The sequence below is a fragment of the Paenibacillus sp. JJ1722 genome, assembly GCF_048282685.1.
Classification (GTDB): Bacteria; Bacillota; Bacilli; order Paenibacillales; family Paenibacillaceae; genus Paenibacillus; species Paenibacillus polymyxa_B.
Map to the genome: position 1 here is coordinate 4,551,092 of NZ_CP182500.1, position 18,044 is coordinate 4,569,135.

At 46.6% G+C, this 18,044-nt stretch carries 17 protein-coding genes; 2 read left to right on the top strand and 15 right to left on the bottom strand.

The features are described from left to right. Positions 1 to 71: 71 nt before the first annotated feature. The 11 genes from ACM1ND_RS20135 to ACM1ND_RS20185 form a co-directional block, all read right to left on the bottom strand. Entirely contained in the window at positions 72 to 194 is a 123-nt protein-coding gene (locus ACM1ND_RS20135; protein WP_023989899.1) for a hypothetical protein, read from the bottom strand. A gap of 102 nt (positions 195 to 296) precedes the next feature. Further along, entirely contained in the window at positions 297 to 2,546 is a 2,250-nt protein-coding gene (locus ACM1ND_RS20140) for a methyl-accepting chemotaxis protein (RefSeq protein ID WP_069079959.1), read from the bottom strand. Between the two features lie 224 nt (positions 2,547 to 2,770). Continuing rightward, a complete protein-coding gene (locus ACM1ND_RS20145; RefSeq protein ID WP_013311519.1) occupies positions 2,771 to 4,102 on the bottom strand; it encodes a peptidase U32 family protein in 1,332 nt (443 codons plus the stop codon). 32 nt (positions 4,103 to 4,134) lie between these two features. Next, positions 4,135 to 5,064: a peptidase U32 family protein gene (locus ACM1ND_RS20150; RefSeq protein WP_023989901.1), complete on the bottom strand. Its 930-nt coding sequence runs from the start codon at positions 5,062 to 5,064 to the stop codon at positions 4,135 to 4,137. A gap of 11 nt (positions 5,065 to 5,075) precedes the next feature. Continuing rightward, positions 5,076 to 6,104, bottom strand: coding sequence for an endolytic transglycosylase MltG (gene mltG, locus ACM1ND_RS20155; protein ID WP_418028042.1), 1,029 nt, complete (start codon positions 6,102 to 6,104; stop codon positions 5,076 to 5,078). Between the two features lie 94 nt (positions 6,105 to 6,198). Next, entirely contained in the window at positions 6,199 to 6,504 is a 306-nt protein-coding gene (locus ACM1ND_RS20160; RefSeq protein ID WP_013311522.1) for a DUF1292 domain-containing protein, read from the bottom strand. Then, complete coding sequence (locus tag ACM1ND_RS20165; protein ID WP_023989904.1) at positions 6,501 to 6,803, bottom strand: DUF1292 domain-containing protein; 303 nt, start codon at positions 6,801 to 6,803, stop codon at positions 6,501 to 6,503. The genes ACM1ND_RS20160 and ACM1ND_RS20165 overlap by 4 nt, the downstream gene beginning before the upstream one ends. 13 nt (positions 6,804 to 6,816) lie before the next feature. Continuing rightward, on the bottom strand, positions 6,817 to 7,233 hold the full coding sequence (ruvX, locus tag ACM1ND_RS20170) for a Holliday junction resolvase RuvX (protein ID WP_014282932.1): 417 nt from the start codon (positions 7,231 to 7,233) through the stop codon (positions 6,817 to 6,819). Positions 7,234 to 7,242: 9 nt separating this feature from the next. Next, positions 7,243 to 7,503, bottom strand: coding sequence for an IreB family regulatory phosphoprotein (locus tag ACM1ND_RS20175; RefSeq protein ID WP_007431624.1), 261 nt, complete (start codon positions 7,501 to 7,503; stop codon positions 7,243 to 7,245). A 136-nt stretch (positions 7,504 to 7,639) separates the two neighbouring features. Continuing rightward, positions 7,640 to 10,273, bottom strand: a complete 2,634-nt coding sequence (alaS, locus tag ACM1ND_RS20180; protein WP_053325956.1) for an alanine--tRNA ligase — start codon at positions 10,271 to 10,273, stop codon at positions 7,640 to 7,642. Positions 10,274 to 10,624: 351 nt separating this feature from the next. Beyond that, a complete protein-coding gene (locus ACM1ND_RS20185) occupies positions 10,625 to 11,692 on the bottom strand; it encodes an AI-2E family transporter (protein WP_023989907.1) in 1,068 nt (355 codons plus the stop codon). A 211-nt stretch (positions 11,693 to 11,903) separates the two neighbouring features. On the opposite strand from ACM1ND_RS20185, the gene ACM1ND_RS20190 reads away from it, so the two are divergent. After that, entirely contained in the window at positions 11,904 to 13,877 is a 1,974-nt protein-coding gene (locus ACM1ND_RS20190; RefSeq protein ID WP_023989908.1) for a methyl-accepting chemotaxis protein, read from the top strand. A gap of 162 nt (positions 13,878 to 14,039) precedes the next feature. Here ACM1ND_RS20190 and ACM1ND_RS20195 read toward each other — a convergent pair whose 3' ends face one another. The 4 genes from ACM1ND_RS20195 to cymR all read right to left on the bottom strand — a co-directional run bounded on the left by ACM1ND_RS20195 (position 14,040) and on the right by cymR (position 16,502). Then, positions 14,040 to 14,252 carry a hypothetical protein gene (locus ACM1ND_RS20195; RefSeq protein ID WP_013311529.1) on the bottom strand — a complete coding sequence of 71 codons (213 nt, stop codon included), beginning with the start codon at positions 14,250 to 14,252 and terminating at the stop codon, positions 14,040 to 14,042. A gap of 10 nt (positions 14,253 to 14,262) precedes the next feature. Further along, positions 14,263 to 14,784: a PRC-barrel domain-containing protein gene (locus ACM1ND_RS20200; protein ID WP_013311530.1), complete on the bottom strand. Its 522-nt coding sequence runs from the start codon at positions 14,782 to 14,784 to the stop codon at positions 14,263 to 14,265. 135 nt (positions 14,785 to 14,919) lie between these two features. After that, complete coding sequence (locus ACM1ND_RS20205) at positions 14,920 to 16,071, bottom strand: cysteine desulfurase family protein (RefSeq protein WP_053325958.1); 1,152 nt, start codon at positions 16,069 to 16,071, stop codon at positions 14,920 to 14,922. Positions 16,072 to 16,082: 11 nt separating this feature from the next. Continuing rightward, on the bottom strand, positions 16,083 to 16,502 hold the full coding sequence (gene cymR, locus ACM1ND_RS20210) for a cysteine metabolism transcriptional regulator CymR (protein WP_013311532.1): 420 nt from the start codon (positions 16,500 to 16,502) through the stop codon (positions 16,083 to 16,085). 304 nt (positions 16,503 to 16,806) lie between these two features. Between cymR and mnmA the strand changes: the two genes are divergently transcribed. Then, positions 16,807 to 17,928: a tRNA 2-thiouridine(34) synthase MnmA gene (gene mnmA, locus ACM1ND_RS20215; RefSeq protein ID WP_023989910.1), complete on the top strand. Its 1,122-nt coding sequence runs from the start codon at positions 16,807 to 16,809 to the stop codon at positions 17,926 to 17,928. Positions 17,929 to 18,044 lie beyond the last annotated feature (116 nt).

Below are 18,044 nucleotides of genomic sequence, written 5' to 3' on the forward strand. Positions count from 1 at the left end.
TTTTCCAGTAGTATGTCCTGTAGTTGAAAAAGAAAACCCACTCAACTTTTAACGTGAATGGGTTTCCAAATTTATTTGTATCTTGTGATGTCTGCTTCTGGGCTCCAATTTAAAAACTCGTCTAACGAATAAAAAACCGTAATAAAAATGGTAATGGCCAGTACAACCCAAGCTACCTTTGTGTTTGTATTCATCTTTTGCTTTCCTTCTTGAGGGATTTTTAAGCACATCTACTAATAAAAAGTACAAAACCACGGAGATCAGTGACAATCCTGAGTTCCATGGTTTTGTTATATCTACACCGTAAACCGCGAAAGCTGTTCCTTCAAGTTCACTGATACTCCTTCCAGCTTATCCGACAAACCTACCAGTTGATTACCAATATTAGCCTGTTCAGTGCTGAGCGAAGCGACTTCCTGCGAAGTAGCTGAGGATTGCTCGGCTACCGCACTTACATTGGTCATTGCCTCGGACAAAGTGGTCTGCGATTCACTCAGATGATGAATGGAGGCAGTGACCGTTCCCAATCGTAGCGCGAACTCTCCCATTTGCTGCTGAACCGATTGGAAAATGTCCGTTGTTTCCTGCACGGCTCCCATCTGTTCCCGGAACAGCGGGTACACCTCAGATAATGCCTGTACCGTTTCATTCATTTCATTGACGATGTTGTTAGTAATGCCTGTAGCCGTACGAATAGCTTGACGTGATTGTTCAGCCAACTGCCGAACCTCATTAGCTACCACCATAAAACCACGCCCAGCCGTCCCCGCTCGTGCTGCTTCAATCGTCGCATTCAGTGATAGAATGTTCGTTTGTTTAGCAATATCCTGTAATACGTCCAGCACCTTAAAGACATCGGAAGTTGTCTTCTTCAGTTCATCTACTTTGCCCACCAGAGCATGCGTAGTTTCTTCCGTAACCTTAGTCTTGCTCAATAGATTTTTCAGCTGAATGGTCCCTTGTTCACTGGATTGTTCAACTTCTTGTGCGACCAGACTCATTTCATGATTGGAAGCCATAACCGTATCCATTTGCTGAGATATATTCCCGGTAAGTCCGCTGCCACGTTCAGCCTCTGTTGCCAAACTGGCGGCGCCATGAGCAATCTCTTCCGTTGCTGCTGCAATTTCTTTGGCTGAAATGGCTGTCTTCTTCGAGGCATCGCCTAGTTCCGTCGCTGTATTCAGAACCTCCTGAGCTGAGGCATTCGTCTGTTCTACCAGCAATGTAATTTGCTCCATCATCGTATCAAAGCTTTCTGACAACTGCCCAATTTCATCCTGAGCCTTATAGTTCGTTCGGATTTGCAAGTTGCCTTTGGCGCCTTCGACCATTAAATCCTTCAGATGTGTCAATGGACGAGCCACGAGACGCACGATCCACAGGCCAATGAACAATGCAATGAGTGCAGCCACTGCGGCAAATATCCAGGTTGTAGTTAGTATCCCCTTAGCGTCTTTCACCAGCTCAGATACAGGTACTACACCCACGAGAATCCACTTGGAAGTTCCCAGTGTATTATGAACCGCAAGCACACTTTGCTTTTTGCCGTCTGCTTCCTGCTCCATAATTTGATTTCCTTCGATCCCTTCAAGCTTGGACACGTAATCCAGCTTTGTCTTTCCTCCTGCCAAGCCCTCATTGTTAGAACCTACAAACTCACCCTTGTCTGTCACAAGACTAATCATACTGCCTGAACCCAAATTAATACCTTTTAACTCGTCCTCCACCGCACTGGACTTTAAATCCATAACCAGAACATAAGTCCCTCCCAACCCGGACATGCTGTTCATGGAGCGTGCCAGACGAAAGGTCTTGCTACCATTGTCATTCACCTGCGTAGGTAGCCAAACAATTCCTTTGTTTTTCAAAATATCCTTAAACCACTCTTCCTGCCGTACATCCTTTTGTGTTCCGGTGCCCATAGCAGCTAAATTGGTTTCTTCCGGGTACAAGTACATTGAATCAATCGCTTTATTCGTAAAAGCAAGATTCGTTAGCTTCTTATTCACTTCGCCCATAGCAACAAAAGATGCAAAGGGATTTTTATCTTGCTTTACAGCCTTTTGCAACTGATCACTTAATTCAGTATCGAAAAATACCTGTGTTGATGTGTCTTGAAAGCGCTCTAGAATAATATCAAGCTTTTCTGAAGTTTGCTGAACGGTCTGCTGATAAGCCGTAGCTGCATTTTGCTCAATCGTACTTTTAGCCTTGTAGTATGAGAGCATCCCCAAGCTGACCACAAATAACATAATTGCCGCAAAAAAGATCAGAAACAACTTCATTCCAACCGAACGTATCGGATTATAGTTTTTGACCAAATGCATGAAATCTTTACTGTACCTTTCCGGCTTAAGTAAACGCTTTAAATTGTGTGTACCTTTACGAGTCGCCTTAGCTACCCAGGGGGCAACCTTCGAAGACACCGCAACCTTTTGTTCCTCTTTATCCGTTGTCACTTTACTGCCTTTCAAACCCTGCATTTGATCCGTTTTCTTGGGTTGCCTTTTTGCTGTATTCCCCTCTTTTTTCCGTAAACCCATTTCTCTCACCTACCACCATATAATTAGTTTCTAATTCCACGTCATCCATTATGTATCTATTATCTATATAACTTCTATCGGAACTATTCGACAAGGAATGTAGCTTTCCTTTGAGTATCAACTAAATTTTGTGAAACTTTTTCCCTAGAAAACTATTCAAAAAAAAGCCTCTCCAACCGATAGGAGAGGCTTTTGAATCTTTTCACCTGTGACTTAAGGCTTATTTACTTCTTTTTACGCATCATATCAAAATACGATACGGGCTGATCTACCTTCATTCTAATTCGTTGAAGCGGGTGACGAGCAGCATCCAATTCGTTGCCTTCCTCATCCCAGATCGTTCCGACCGTTTGTTTAAAGAATGTTCCGTTCGGACCGAAAAATTCGATTTCATGCCCTGGTTTAAAATGGTTCCGTTGTTGAATGGTTGCAATGCCACTCGCGGCATCGTAGTCCATGACCAGTCCGGCAAAATCATAAGGGACTGCCTTTTCTTCCGGCTCATAAATATGATCTTCATGATCCGGTGTATCGTAGAAAAACCCTGTATTCAACGGACGATTGGCTGCCTTGTTAATTTCTTCAATCCATTCTGGTTTGAGCACATAATTTTCAGGATCTGCCATGTAGGAATCAATCGCTTGACGATAGACATTCACGACGGTAGCCACATAGTGAATGGACTTCATACGTCCCTCCACTTTAAAGCTGTCTACACCTACATCAATCAGATCAGGGACATTTTCAATCATACACAGATCCTTGGAACCCATAGAAAAGGCATTATCGCTCTCTTCGAACAGTGGAAGCTGGTTAACACCAAGCTGGAACTGTTTCAGTGCATTGCTCTCCTGTGCCTCTTCCTCAGATATCCAAACCTCACCTGGGCGGGCATCCTCAAACAAATCGTATTTCCAGCGGCAAGACTGACAACATCCTCCACGATTGGAATCACGGTCTGTAAAGTGATTGGACAACACGCAGCGGCCGGAAAATGAAGAGCACATCGCACCATGGACGAATGCTTCGATTTCGATGTCCACATGCTTTTTAATTTCTTCGATTTCCTCCAGACTGGTCTCACGTCCCAGTACCACACGCGGTAGTCCCTCGTTTTTCCAAAACTTTACCGCTTGCCAGTTCAGTGTGGACTGCTGTGTACTCAAATGCACTTCCAATCCAGGAACAGCACGCAATGCCACGGATACAATAGCCGGATCAGCGACGATAACGGCATGAATTCCTGCCTCGTACAGATTGCGCAAGTATTCTTCGATTCCGGCAATATCCTCATTGTGGGCATAGATATTGGTGGCTACAAGCACCTTAGCACCGTACTTGTTAGCAAATTCTACACCTTCGCGCATTTCTTCAAAACTGAAATTATCGGCGTTAGAACGCAGACCATATTTTTGTCCACCAATATATACAGCATCCGCGCCATAGTGAACGGCAAACTTCAGCTTTTCCAGATTTCCGGCAGGAGCCAATAGCTCCGGCTTATCCAGACGATTCCGTTTACCTATATATTTTCTCGTTTTGGTTATCGTCCCCATGACGTTCCCCCCTCTGTGAATTCATTTTAAAATTAATAAACCTGCTCTTTATAGAAAAATCCGAAGGAAAGTTCCCGTTCCGGATCTTGAAGACGGCGAACTTCATCCAGCCAGCTTTCATCATAAGCATAAGCATCCGGGTCAGCTGTATAATTATCTATGGCTTTACGATAAGCACGAACAACCGCCTCATTGTAAGCCGTAGGTTTCAATAAGCCCTCGATCTTAAAGCTATGCACGCCCGCCTCCATCAGAATATGCAGGTCCTCCATGATACAAAAATCATCTGAACTCATAATATGTGTCCCATTAATATCCTCGTAGATGGGGAACTTCTCTTCCTTCCGCTCTGCTTCAATCAGAAACAAGCCGCGCCCTCTACCCAAATCGCCTTCTACATTACGTCCCTGGTGCAGCATATAACTTTGAACAAGCTTACGCTTGGAGTGATAAATATTGGTCATGCCATGTACCTGAACCTGTGCTTCTATGTTCAACTTTGGTATCATTTCGGTAATTTCATCCATACTGAGCTCACGAGCCAAAATGACCCGGGAAGCTCCTTTTTCACCCCAATAGTTGGCGGTTGCGAAGTTGGTGGAGATCATCTCACCGTTCCAGAACAGCTTAAGATGCGGGGCGTACTCCTTCACGGCCATGAGCACTGCGGGATCATTAAACTCAATGGCGTCTATGCCGCATCCAGCTAGGGTCTGCACATATTCGGGAAGGAGTGGTAATAGCTCGTTCGTCATCAAATTCGTCATGGATACGTATACCTGCGCCGTATGCTTCCGTGCCTCTTCCACCACTTCACGGATTTGGTCCGGTGTAAAATGTCCCGGCAGCCGCATTCCAAAGCGGTCATCTCCAATAAGTAATGCAGTAGCTCCAGCCTCCAGCATATGGCGGGCATCCTCCGGAGAGCTGGCAGTTGCCAGTAGTTCGGGTTTGTAAGCCATAGGCTCACCTCCTAATTTGTCTTACGGTTACTTACCTGAATGTTATGCAAATGTTCTTTATACGTTTTGGCAAACAAATGTTCATGTGTCCCATCTTTTTTGGTCACGTAAAACAAATAATCTGTAGCTTTCGGCTGTAAAGCCGCTGTCACTGATTTCAGACTGGGACTTGCAATCGGCCCTGGTGGAAGTCCCTGATGCATATACGTATTATAAGGGCTTTCCACAGCCAAATCCTTGTAATACAGCCGTTCCTTTTGCTTATCCAGCATATATTGAACTGTAGCATCAATTTCCAGCTTCTTATCCTGTTTGAGTCGGTTATAAATGACGCCAGCTACTACAGACCGCTCATCTTCCACAACCACTTCGCGCTCTACGAGAGAAGCAACTGTCAGCAGTTGATGCAGCGTTTCACCCCGCTGTTTCAGCTTCGCATCCAAATCGGAAACAGTTTCCAACCGCTTTTGTGTCTGTTCTAGCATCACCTGTATAATATCTTTGGCCGTACTACCCTTTTTCAGCTCATAGGTTTCCGGGAAAAGATAGCCCTCCAGCGCATAGCGAAGCCCCGCCTGCTTTGGAATGTCCCGCACTAGCGCGACGTCAAAAGCGGACGGATCGTTGGCCAGCTGCAAAAATTGCTGCCGGTCTGCCAGTCCTTCCTTTTGCAGCTTATCAGCCATCTGTCTAATCGTAAAACCTTCCGGGATTGTAAAACGAATCATTTCCTCTTTGACAACATCTCCAGCCGATAACTTAGTAATCAACTGATCAAAGGTTGCGCCAGGCTTCGCCTCATATTTTCCGGCCTGAAATCCGCTTCCTTGCTGTTTGAATTTTACATAAGCCTTAAACACGAGCGCATTACGTATAAGTCCCTTTTGCTCCAGCGTATCTGCAATAGCCGATGTTCCTGTTCCCTGCACCACCGTAAAAGCAACGGGTTGTGTTTGGGGCTGAACAGGCTGCATGGCATTCCAGATATAGAGGGCTGCACCTCCTGCTATAATGATAAGCAGTAGAAATAACGTAAACATCCTTGTCCTTCGCTTCACATCCACCCAACTCCTTCACAGCCAAAAAGGGCGGACTGGTCCGCCCTTTCAGGTTTGATCTCATCGTTATCCAGACTTACAGTTCTTCCGGCAACGTACATTCGTCGTACAGCTCGGAAATATCTTCCCACTCATCATCATCTTCAATGGTGGTGATGGAGATTTCGCCGTCTGTGGATGAGCTTACATGGTAAAGTTCATGTTCGCCAACAGCAGCCCCAGGTCTACGCAATACGGCGTACCGTTGCTCACCTACCTTGAACTCTGCTTCCAATTCCATGCGAATCGCATGGCCCTGTTCATCCTGCAGCTCTACATCGCCGTCGAACGTTTCCTTCAAATCAGAGGTCCAACTCAGGTCTTCACGTGAATAGCTCGTCATTTCCCGTCTTCCTCTTCATCTTCTTCTACAAATGTATTAAAGGTCTCTTCGACGATTTCCCATTCGGCATCGTCTTGGATCACAAACAATTTAATATCATCGCCTTCTTCCTCGTAACGGAAGGCGTACACATCGGACTCATCAGCTTCAGGGTCCACTGGCGCAACCATCATGTACTTCGCTTCGGAACCATCTACCTCAAACTTCATAATGACCTCGAACTCTTCCTCGTTGCCCTCGTCATCGGCAATATAAATAATTTCCGGCTCTTCTTCCATACCCACTTGATTTTCAGCCATTACGAAATCCCCCTCACCTTGTACTGTGTGCGTCCAAATAGTTTTGCAAGATCAGGCTTGCGGCCAGTTTATCTACCACCTGCTTGCGTTTTTTTCGGCTGACGTCGGCCTCCAGAAGCGTACGCTCCGCCGAACGCGTCGTCAGCCGTTCATCCCAAAGGTGAACGGGTAAACCCAGTAACTCCTTGAGTCGGTTCGCAAACTCGATGCAAATCTCACCGCGTGGACCCACGGTTCCGTTCATGTTTTTTGGCAAACCTACAACAACCTCGCCCACCTCATTGTCACGAACTAAATTTGCAATTTTACCGAACTCGCTGTCGTCACCGCGTCGTTCTATGACTTCCAATCCTTGGGCGGTCCAGCCGAAGGCATCACTTACGGCGACCCCAATTCGGCGATCCCCGTAATCCAATCCCATTACTTTCATGCCTGTCTCCTAACGGTGCTTGGCGAGATAGAAACGAACCAACTCTTCAATCAACTCATCGCGCTCTTTTTTACGTACCAGGCTTCTGGCATTATTATGCCGTGGCACATAAGCCGGATCACCGGATAGCAAATAGCCGACGATTTGATTGATCGGATTGTATTCTTTTTCTACCAACGCATCATATACGGTCAACAAAATCTCCTGAGCAGAAGCTTCCTTCTCATCTGCCTTGACATTAAATTTGACCGTTTTGTCCATGGAATCCATTGTTGACACCTCGCTTCCACAAAACATGTGTACATGTTTATGCCAGCTTATTCTTTTACATCATACCATAAGCAAAGCCCTACAAGGAAATATCTAAGCCCGTTTTTTCCCAAAAATCCGCAAAAATTATCGAACTTTATCCTTGTGAGGCTGCCGACACCAGTTCATGCGCACGTTGAAGTGCTTCGTCCAGCTTGCTGGCATCCTTACCACCGGCTTGCGCCATGTCAGGTCGTCCGCCACCACCGCCACCGCATACGGCAGCAATTTCTTTCACGAGCTTGCCTGCATGAAGTCCAGCCTTGGTATGCTCTGCCGGAACTGCTACGACAAAATTAACTTTGTCGTCCATTGCAGCGCCGAGCACCAGCACAGCAGCCGGAAGTTTCCCTTTCAGTTCATCAGCAATCGCACGCAACGCATCCATGCTGGAAGCCTGCACGCGTGCAGCCAACAGCTGCACCCCGCCTACTTGCACGACCTGATCGGTCAGCTGGCCCGCCTCAATAACGCTCAGCTTGCTTTGCAGCGATTCATTTTCACGACTGAGGTCTTTAATTTGTTGCTGCAAAGATTCGATACGCTTTGGCACCTCAGACAGCTTGGATTTTACAAGCCCAGCCGAAACCTTCAACAGCTCTAATTGACCTTCCATATATTCAAAGCCAAAACGTCCAGTCACCGCTTCGATACGACGTACACCTGATCCAATGCCGCTCTCGCTGACAAGCTTGAACAAGCCAATTTGCGAAGTATTGCTGACATGACAGCCACCGCATAGTTCAATGCTGTAATCGCCTACCTTAACGACCCGTACGATATCTCCATACTTTTCACCGAACAGCGCCATTGCTCCGAGAGCCTTGGCTTCATCAATCGGTTTCAGTTCAATACTAACATCCAGTTGGCTCCAGATGGCACGGTTTACACGCAGTTCAATATCCGCCAGCTCTTCTGGTGTAATGCTTCCAAAATGGGAGAAGTCAAAACGCAGACGCCCAGGCTCTACCAAAGAACCCGCTTGATTGACATGGTCACCCAGCACTTCTTTAAGCGCTTTGTGAAGCAAATGTGTAGCCGTATGGTTTTTCTCAATTTCTCCACGTGAAGCTTGATCTACTTCTGCTTTCACCGTATCGCCAACGTTCAGCTCACCGGCTTCTACAACAACCTGATGCACATGCTGACCTTGTGGCGCCTTAAACAGCCCTTCGACCTTCGCAGTTACCGTACCTCCACGCAGCAAGCCTTGGTCACTGACTTGTCCTCCGCTTTCGGCATAGAAAGGAGTCACATCCAGCACGACCTGACAAGACTGCCCTTCACTAACACTGTCCACCAGTACATCTTCATATACAATCGCCACTATTTTAGACTCAGTTACGAGGTCATTATATCCAACAAATTCACTTTTAACCGCCAGATCGGACAAAGCTCCGCCCTGAATCTTCATGCTCGCGCTGTCCTGATGAGCATCACGGGCACGTTTGCGTTGCTCCTGCATCGCTTCATCAAAACCTTCACGGTCTACTTTCAAGCCCTGCTCGTCCGCATAATCCTCTGTGAGATCGAATGGGAACCCGTACGTATCATACAGTTTGAAAGCATCTGCTCCGCTAATGACATTGCGACCTTCGGCCTTCGCCTGAGCACTGATATCGGACAAAATTGCCAATCCATCTGTCAGTGTTTCATGGAAGCGTTCCTCTTCCGTTTTGATCACTTTGATGATGAAATCACGCTTGTCCACTACCTCAGGGTAATACACACCCATGACATCCCCAACGGTTTCCACCAGCTCAAACATAAATGGACGGTTCATGCCCAGCATTTTTCCATAGCGCACAGCCCGGCGCAGCAAACGGCGAATCACGTAACCCCGTCCTTCATTAGAAGGCAGCACACCGTCACCAATTGCAAAAGCTACGGTGCGGACATGGTCAGCAATAACCTTAAGAGCCACGTCACTGTCCACATTTTCGTTATATTTTACTCCCGCCATCGCCGCTGTTTTTTGGATTAGTGGCTGGAAGATATCCGTATCAAAGTTGGAATCCACATTTTGCAAAATGGATGCAAAACGCTCCAATCCAGCCCCTGTATCAATATTTTTGTTCGGAAGCGGCGTATAGCTGCCGTCTTTGTTATGGTTGAATTGTGAGAATACGAGGTTCCAAACTTCCAGATAACGCTCATTTTCTCCCCCCGGATACATTTCAGGGTCCGTCATGTCGCTTCCGTAGGCTTCGCCACGATCATAAAAGATTTCCGTACAAGGTCCACAAGGGCCTTCACCGATATCCCAGAAGTTATCTTCCAATTTGATGATACGCTCGGCAGGAAGTCCAACTTTTTCGTTCCACAGCTTGTACGCTTCCTCATCCTCAGGATACACAGTTACAGCCAGACGTTCCGGATCAAAACCAATCCATTTTGGATCCGTCAGAAACTCCCATGCCCATGTAATGACTTCTTCCTTAAAATAGTCACCAATGGAAAAGTTGCCGAGCATTTCGAAAAAGGTGTGATGACGGCGCGTTTTGCCGACATTCTCAATGTCGTTCGTCCGGATACATTTTTGCGAATTGGCAATACGTGGATTTTCTGGCTTCACACGTCCGTCAAAATAAGGCTTAAGCGGTGCCATACCCGCATTAATCCACAGCAGGGAAGGATCTTTATGTGGAACAAGCGGCGCGCTTGGTTCAATCACATGTCCCTTGCTTTCAAAAAACTCCAGCCATTTGGAGCGGATTTCACTAGCTTTCATATAAGTAGCCTCCTAATTATGGTGTCACTGGTTCCTGGCACAGGCCATAAAAAAACAGAAAAACGCCCCTGAACGGATCAGGGACGATTGTATCGCGGTACCACCCTGGTTAACGCCGTCCCCTCTGTACGAAATGCCCATGCGCAAGCTGCACACCAACATTTGCTTAACGGACGATCGATCGCCTTGTTTTCACTGGTAACGGGAGCATCCCGGCGGGTTCAGCCCGCACTTCGAAATGAGCTTTCCCTACTGGATAAACACATTTAAACATACTCAACTCAGTATATCCGTGTCATTTAGCCGTGTCAACGCGATTTCAGACAAGATACATACGGTGTATGGACAAAATCAGATTGTTTTCCGCTTCACGTAATAAGCAAAAAAATGCTGAAGTCCTACCTTTAAGACTGCCATCACGGGAACCGCTAAAATCAAGCCGGTAATTCCCGCAATTTCCCCACCCACTAGCAGAGCGAAAATAATGGCTATCGGATGCAGATGCAACGTTCGTCCCACCACCTGGGGAGAAATGACATTGCTCTCCAACACTTGAATACAGGTGTTAACGACCACGACCAAAAGCACCATTTTTAAGGAGACCGTAGAAGCCATGACTACTGCCGGAGCGGCTCCCAAAAAGGGGCCCAAATACGGAACGATGTTAAAAATCGCAACCACTCCTGCCAGCAACAGCGCATAAGGCATGCCAATGAGCATATATCCGAGATAAGCCATCACTCCAATAATGACGCATACCAGTAATTGTCCCCTGACATAGTTGCCAAGCGCCTGATCAATTTCCTTAAGTACCGTTACAATCGCCTTGCGACGAGAACGCGGGAGGTAAGACACAATCGTCCGCTCGAACACATCAAAATCCTTCAAAATATAAAAAATGAGAAACGGTACAATGAACACATTGAACAGCATATTGATCATCCCGCCGATGTTATCCATAAAGTTAGAAATCCCTGTTGCCATCCGATTCTCTAGTTGGAAAAACCATTGATTCATACCCGTTCGCACCCCTTGGGGCAAAATGCCGCTATCCATATTCGTCATTAATCCTTGTGCATGCATGGTCAGCTCAGGCAGATGCTCATTCAGCTCATCCAGTTGTTCAATGAACATCGGAATCAGGTTCATCAGAATCACAACGAGACTGGCTAAAAACACAGCATAGATGAGCAGCACAGCTACGCTTCGAGGCACCTTGCGACCGCCCAGCATACTGACAACCGGATTAAGTACATAGGAGATGATCATCGCTACCGCAAACGGAGCAATGATTGTTTTCAGAAATTCATACAAATGCAAAAACAAAGGTCGCAGCAGCCAGATAAAATATAGAATGACAAGTCCCAGCAGCGTCCATATTCCGTACCGGAACAGTCTACTTTTCGTTAATTGCTCCATTTCGTGCCCCCTTACTGGACTAGCCTCCTTTAAGTATATGCCTGTACCTCTACTTTAATCCTTCCCGCGAGTCTGGAATGCCCCATAGATTACCATTGTAAAAAAATGATGAAAACGGATGAAAACAATTAACAAAGTCATTCCATCTGACGATATAAGTACAAAGCACTACTTTAAGTTTTCACATTTCTGAAACATCGGGGGTCGTTACATGAACTTAAAAATCAAGCTTATTCTCCTTTTCACTTGCATTGTTATCGTTGCAGCTGGGCCATTGTCGATCATTAGCATGACAAGCGTTAAAAATCAGGCCAATCATGATATCCAAGAGCTTATGAACAGCAAAACCTCCGAAACCGTCAATCAGCTCGACGGATGGATAGGTGGTAATGCCAAAATTATTGAAACATTGGCTGCAGGTCTGGAATCCAGCGATATTTCATCAGATGCCAAAGCCGTATCTCTGAAGGCAGCTTTTCAAAACTATAAAGATCAAAATATTTCCAATATTTACGCAGGCTTTGAAGATGGAGCCTACTGGGATGGATCTGGCTGGTTTGAAGCAGGTTATGATCCTCGCGCTCGACCGTGGTACAAGGATGCCAAAACCAAGGGAGAAATGTATTACTCGTCCCCATACATTGATGCAAATAGTACGAATTTCACCATTTCTATTGCGAAGCCTCTCAAAAATTCGAATGGCTCCGTCACTGGTGTGGTCAGCGAGGATATAATGCTCAACGATATGACAAAAATAATTAAAAGCATAGACTTGAACGGATTGGGCTACGCATTTTTGATTGACCAAAATGGAGCCGTGATCGCGCACCCAGACAACAAGCTGGCTGGCAAAAACCTCAAGGACAATCCCGAGTTGGGTTCATCAACCGCGGCCCTGCTGAGCGCAGCTTCGGGAGAAACAGACTATAGCTATAATGGTAGTGACCGTCAGCTTTATTTTAAAAAGATGCCTAGCACAGGCTGGATTGTAGGGTTGTCCATTTCCAAAGATATTGCTTTTCAGGAGTATTACTCCACTCGTAATATGTTGATTATAACGGTTGCTATCATCTTGGTTGTCGCTATGCTGCTGGCGATCTGGGCGGCAAACAACTTTATTAAGCCGATTCGCAGACTCCAAGCGAATGTCAAACGTATAGCTGAAGGCGATATGACCGCTCGTGTGGATGTTAAAGGTAAAGATGAAATTGCCAGCCTGGGGACAGATTTTAATATCATGTCTGATAATCTCTCTCACCTGTTGCGCAAGGTATCAGATACGGCGGGCGATGTCAGCTCAGCTTCCCATGATATGCATCAGCACGCTAAGGATACTGGAACCATCGCGTCACAAATCTCCAGTGCAGTTCAGGAGCTTGCCCAAGGAGCGAGCGATCAGGCTGAAGCTGTATATTCCGGCTCTGAGAAGCTGACTCACATGACAGGCTCCATCGACCAGATTGGCGAAAGTGTTAAACGGACCCAAACTGCCGTTTTCGAAACAGATTCTGCCGTGCTTGCAGGGTATGAAACAGCAGAACGTCAAGCGAAACTGGCCGCCGAGTCCAGACAAACGACGACTGCGGCAGGAGAAGCCGTAGATTCGCTCGCGCTGAAAACTCAGGATATTGAGCGGCTGGCCGGGGCCATCCACGATATCGCCGCACAAACAAACCTGCTGGCCCTCAATGCATCCATCGAAGCGGCACGGGCCGGAGAACACGGACGAGGCTTTGCCGTCGTCGCGGGAGAAGTGAGAAAGCTGGCTGAACAAGCGGGCAGTTCCAGTGACAGTATCATGAGTAAGCTGGAAGAAATTAAAATTGCAGGAGTACAAAGCGCGGAGGAAATGAAGAAGGCTCTTGCTGTAACTGTAGAACAGGAGCATGCTGCCATTGCAACGAGACAGGCGTTTGAATCCATTCGTGGGGCTTCTCAGCATATGCTTGCCCAAATTGAGGACGTTACCGCCGCTACAGATCATCTCCGTGTGAATGCTGGACATATTTCCGATGTCATTTCCAGCGTTGTCGCTGTTTCTGAACAAAGTGCAGCATCTACAGAGGAAGTGGCTTCCTCTGTGCAAGAACAAGGTCATGCCATGAACAATATTGCCGACCTTTCTGCCAAACTCGATTCTCATGCAGATCTTTTATTGGAAGAGGTCAAACGCTTTAAATTGTAGAACTAACCATCTTCACAAAAACGGTATACAAAAGAGGGTGCCCCAGCCAATATGGCCGTTTGGGGCACCCTCTTCGTTGTTTTTATCAAGCATTATCCAACCTACTAAGCGTATGTAGATCACACCTCTTAGCAAGCAGCCTGTCCACTTTCGGTGTCAAGCTTAGGAAGAAGCATGAATTTGCGGCAAGTCCTGTTGTGCCATCTCATCTCCAAAGAATAGGTCGTCCAGCGAACTGAGCGTTCCATCCTCTTCCACTTGGTAGACAGACATTTTTTCACCATTCACCTGAAGTTCGATAAAGCATCCCCAGCAATAAAATTGATGGGAGCCGATTTTGCCGATATCTTTGGAATTACAATTCGGACATCTCAATAAACTCACCCTATCCATTAACAGAATATATGGCTTTTTCCAGACGCTGCTCGCTTAACGGGGGAACCATAACAGCATTTTCCCCGATGGACATATCTTCGGTGCAGGGCAGCCATTTCCGCCCCTCTATAATATCCGATACAAAACCATCGCTGATTTCCAAGCCTATTATGTTATTGCCCATTTCCTGGTCAAAATAAACATCCGAGATGTGCCCGAGCATAAGCCCTTCCTCTGTTAGCACGGATAGATCCTTCAGTTTACCGGGTCCAAGCAAGTACGTATGTTGTATATCATGGGCCTCCGTTTTACGGACAGCCTGCTGATTGCGAATCATGATCGCATCCTCACCGTAAGCAACGATGTCATCCCAAGCAACCATTTTCACGTGAGAAGAAAAAAGCCCTTTTCCTTCCAACTCGATCCCTGTGATCCGCCAATCAGCTGTCACCATAAAGTCATGTATTTTACCAATCTGCTTCCCGTCCTCCACATCGAAAACGGCAAGTCCGATCATATCTTGAAGCTTCATATATAGGGTACCTCCTCATTCTGCAATCCGAACGAAGGTGCGGTCCTTTTCCTACATGCCTGTCAGACCTTGCTTCCGTTCATGCAATGAAATGGAAAACCGCCCCTCCCTTCTTATTAAAATGCGGAGAAATCCCTAGTACCTAGTACGCAGCCGCTTCCATATGGTTTCAATTTTCTTGGCCGTGTATTCCATTTCTTCCGTAGTATTACCCAAACCGAAGCTAAACCGAATCGCTGAATGTAAAACATCTTCAGGAAGATCCATCGCCTGCAATACATGCGATAGCTCTAGAGATCCGGAAGTACAGGCTGATCCGCTTGCTACTGCGATTCCTTCCATGTCAAGGTTCATCAGCATGGTCTCTGTACCAATGGCCGGAAAGCTAACATTAAGGACATTAGGTAAAGAATGATCAGGATCACCGTTAATTACAAAATTTTGGCTACCCAGAGTGTCTTCCAACCCTTTAAGCAGTGTCTGGCGAAGAACCGTATCGTGCACCCCACGCTCCTCAATGGAAGCATTAGCTAGAGTTGCGGCTTTAGCCAGACCCGCAATACCGGCGATGTTTTCTGTCCCGGCACGGCGTTTCTTTTCCTGAAGTCCCCCATGCATTAGCGGCTGAATGCGTGTACCTTGGCGGATATATAATGCACCCACCCCTTGTGGTCCGTTAATCTTATGACCCGACACACTCAGTAAGTCAATTGGGAGATTCCGGCAGTCGATGGATATATGACCGTAAGCTTGAACCGCATCTACATGGAATACAATGCCATGTTCTCTCGCAATCTGCCCTACTTCTGAGATCGGCTGAATGACGCCCACCTCATTGTTGGCATACATCATGCTGATCAAAAAAGTGTCCGGACGAATGGCAGCCTCGATATCCGCAGGGTTCACGCGTCCAAAACCGTTGACCGGGACATAAGTCACCTCATACCCCGCTTTTTCCAGCTCATCACAAGCATGAAGCACTGCGTGATGTTCAACCGCGGTTGTAATCATATGCCCGGAAGTACGGCCGTCTGCCGTAGCCGTCCCAAACAGGGCCAGATTATCGCTTTCTGTCCCTCCGCTCGTAAATATAATTTCTTCAGGCTTGCAGCCCAAAGAGGCCGCAACGGCATCCCGAGCAGCGCTGACGGTGCGCTTGGCATCGCGGCCAAAGGCATGAACGCTCGAAGCGTTGCCATATTGGCCGGTCATGATGTCCATCATAGTCTGCGCAACCTCAGGATGCATAGGAGTCGATGCGGCATGATCCAGATAAATTCTGTTCATGTTAATCCACCTCAAATGTAGAACATGTAATTGTCCAATTCATCATGTTCTTGGTATGTGATCAAGTCCTTAAGTGTAGTAGAATCCAACACTTCAGCAATGCTGTCACGAATTCGCAGCCACAGCTGACGTTTTGCCGGATCGTCTTCTTCCGTGAAATCGACCGGAGAAATCGGACCTTCCAGTACACGAATGATGTCTCCCGCTGTTACTCCTGCCGGTTCATTCGCCAAAATATAACCGCCGTAAGCACCTCGGATACTTTTTACCAAACCTGCATTACGCAAAGGTGCGATGAGCTGTTCCAGATAATGCTCTGACAGCTGATTTTTTTCGGCAATACTTTTCAAAGAAGTTGGACCTTCGCCAAACCTGGCTGCAAGTTCCATCATAATGGTCAGACCATAACGGCCCTTCGTTGATATTTTCAATTGTGCCACCTCACTTATAGTAACAATTCCGTTAAACACGCGGAATAACTGGTGTTGTAAACCTCTCTATTCCGATCCTAACCCTCAGCTTATGTTAACATATTAGGGCAGGTAAAGGGAAACATTACGGTAACAATCTTAAAAAAAGTTGCTTTCGAGCGATTTGGAACAGCTTTAGCCCATTTTATATAGCTTTCTTCCATCGTTCGCCGTGTCGTTTGATCGTCCAAACATCGTATCTTATTATCGTTTATGTTACAATAGGTGGGTTCTACAACAATATTGAAAGAATTGGGTGATGACCATGGCTAAAGCCAATCATGAAACCCGTGTCGTCGTCGGGATGTCCGGTGGCGTCGACTCATCCGTTACCGCGCTGCTGCTGAAGGAGCAGGGCTATGACGTAATCGGCATCTTCATGAAAAACTGGGATGACACGGATGAATTTGGCCGTTGTACGGCTGAGGAGGATGCGGAGGATGTGCGCCGCGTCTGTGAACAGATCGACATTCCTTACTATACCGTCAATTTTGAGAAAGAATACTTCGATAAAGTATTCTCCTATTTTCTTGATGAATATAAAGCTGGACGCACACCCAACCCGGATGTCATGTGTAACCGTGAAATTAAATTCGGCGAGTTTCTAAATAAAGCGCTGGATTTGGGAGCAGATTATGTTGCTACTGGACATTATGCACGGGTTGTGGAAGAAGACGGCCACTTTACTTTGCTGCGAGGTGTGGATAGCAACAAGGATCAGACTTATTTCCTAAATGCATTAAGCCAAACACAGTTGTCCCGAGCGATGTTTCCCATCGGTCATCTGCCGAAACCAGAAGTACGTAAAATTGCGGAAGCTGCGGGACTGTATACGGCCAAGAAGAAAGACAGCACAGGCGTATGCTTTATCGGCGAGCGTAATTTCAAGGAGTTTCTGAGTGGATATCTGCCTGCAAAAGGTGGAGACATGGTGGATATCGCTACTGGTGAAGTCAAAGGACGTCACGATGGTCTGATGTACTATACACTGGGTCAACGACAAGGCTTGGGCATTGGCGGATCGGGTTCAGGCGAACCGTGGTTTGTAGCGGATAAGGATCTGGAGAAGAATATTCTGTATGTGGTACAAGGTGATCGTCACCACAGTCTGTATTCTACCAGCCTGATTGCAACGGACGTGAACTGGATTGAAGGCGCAGATACTCGTCCGACCAGCGAATTCCGTTGCACAGCCAAGTTCCGTTATCGCCAACCTGATCAGCAAGTAACTTTACAATGGCTTGCGGATGGAACCGTGCATGTCATATTCGATGTACATCAAAAGGCCATTACGCCTGGACAAGCTGTTGTATTTTACGACGGGGAACGCTGTCTGGGTGGCGGAACCATTGATAAGGTTGAAAAACTTCAGCCTGAAACAGTTTAAATAAAATGACCATTTTGCATTGATATAGCAGGGAATTAAAAAAGTCGTCTCTCCAGATTTGGGAGGCGACTTTTTTAATGAAAGATGTTTTTAGTAATGGCTTGTAAAGAATTGAT

Coding starts and splice junctions, on each gene's coding strand:
- ACM1ND_RS20135 (WP_023989899.1), bottom strand. CDS start 194: ATGAATACAAACACAAAGGTAGCTTGGGTTGTACTGGCCATTACCATT.
- ACM1ND_RS20165 (WP_023989904.1), bottom strand. CDS start 6,803: ATGGCTGAAAATCAAGTGGGTATGGAAGAAGAGCCGGAAATTATTTAT.
- mltG (WP_418028042.1), bottom strand. CDS start 6,104: ATGTTTACGTTATTTCTACTGCTTATCATTATAGCAGGAGGTGCAGCC.
- ACM1ND_RS20190 (WP_023989908.1), top strand. CDS start 11,904: ATGAACTTAAAAATCAAGCTTATTCTCCTTTTCACTTGCATTGTTATC.
- ACM1ND_RS20145 (WP_013311519.1), bottom strand. CDS start 4,102: ATGGGGACGATAACCAAAACGAGAAAATATATAGGTAAACGGAATCGT.
- alaS (WP_053325956.1), bottom strand. CDS start 10,273: ATGAAAGCTAGTGAAATCCGCTCCAAATGGCTGGAGTTTTTTGAAAGC.
- mnmA (WP_023989910.1), top strand. CDS start 16,807: ATGGCTAAAGCCAATCATGAAACCCGTGTCGTCGTCGGGATGTCCGGT.
- ACM1ND_RS20160 (WP_013311522.1), bottom strand. CDS start 6,504: ATGACGAGCTATTCACGTGAAGACCTGAGTTGGACCTCTGATTTGAAG.
- ACM1ND_RS20150 (WP_023989901.1), bottom strand. CDS start 5,064: ATGGCTTACAAACCCGAACTACTGGCAACTGCCAGCTCTCCGGAGGAT.
- ACM1ND_RS20200 (WP_013311530.1), bottom strand. CDS start 14,784: ATGAAGCTTCAAGATATGATCGGACTTGCCGTTTTCGATGTGGAGGAC.
- ACM1ND_RS20140 (WP_069079959.1), bottom strand. CDS start 2,546: ATGGGTTTACGGAAAAAAGAGGGGAATACAGCAAAAAGGCAACCCAAG.
- ruvX (WP_014282932.1), bottom strand. CDS start 7,233: ATGAAAGTAATGGGATTGGATTACGGGGATCGCCGAATTGGGGTCGCC.
- ACM1ND_RS20205 (WP_053325958.1), bottom strand. CDS start 16,071: ATGAACAGAATTTATCTGGATCATGCCGCATCGACTCCTATGCATCCT.
- ACM1ND_RS20175 (WP_007431624.1), bottom strand. CDS start 7,503: ATGGATTCCATGGACAAAACGGTCAAATTTAATGTCAAGGCAGATGAG.
- ACM1ND_RS20185 (WP_023989907.1), bottom strand. CDS start 11,692: ATGGAGCAATTAACGAAAAGTAGACTGTTCCGGTACGGAATATGGACG.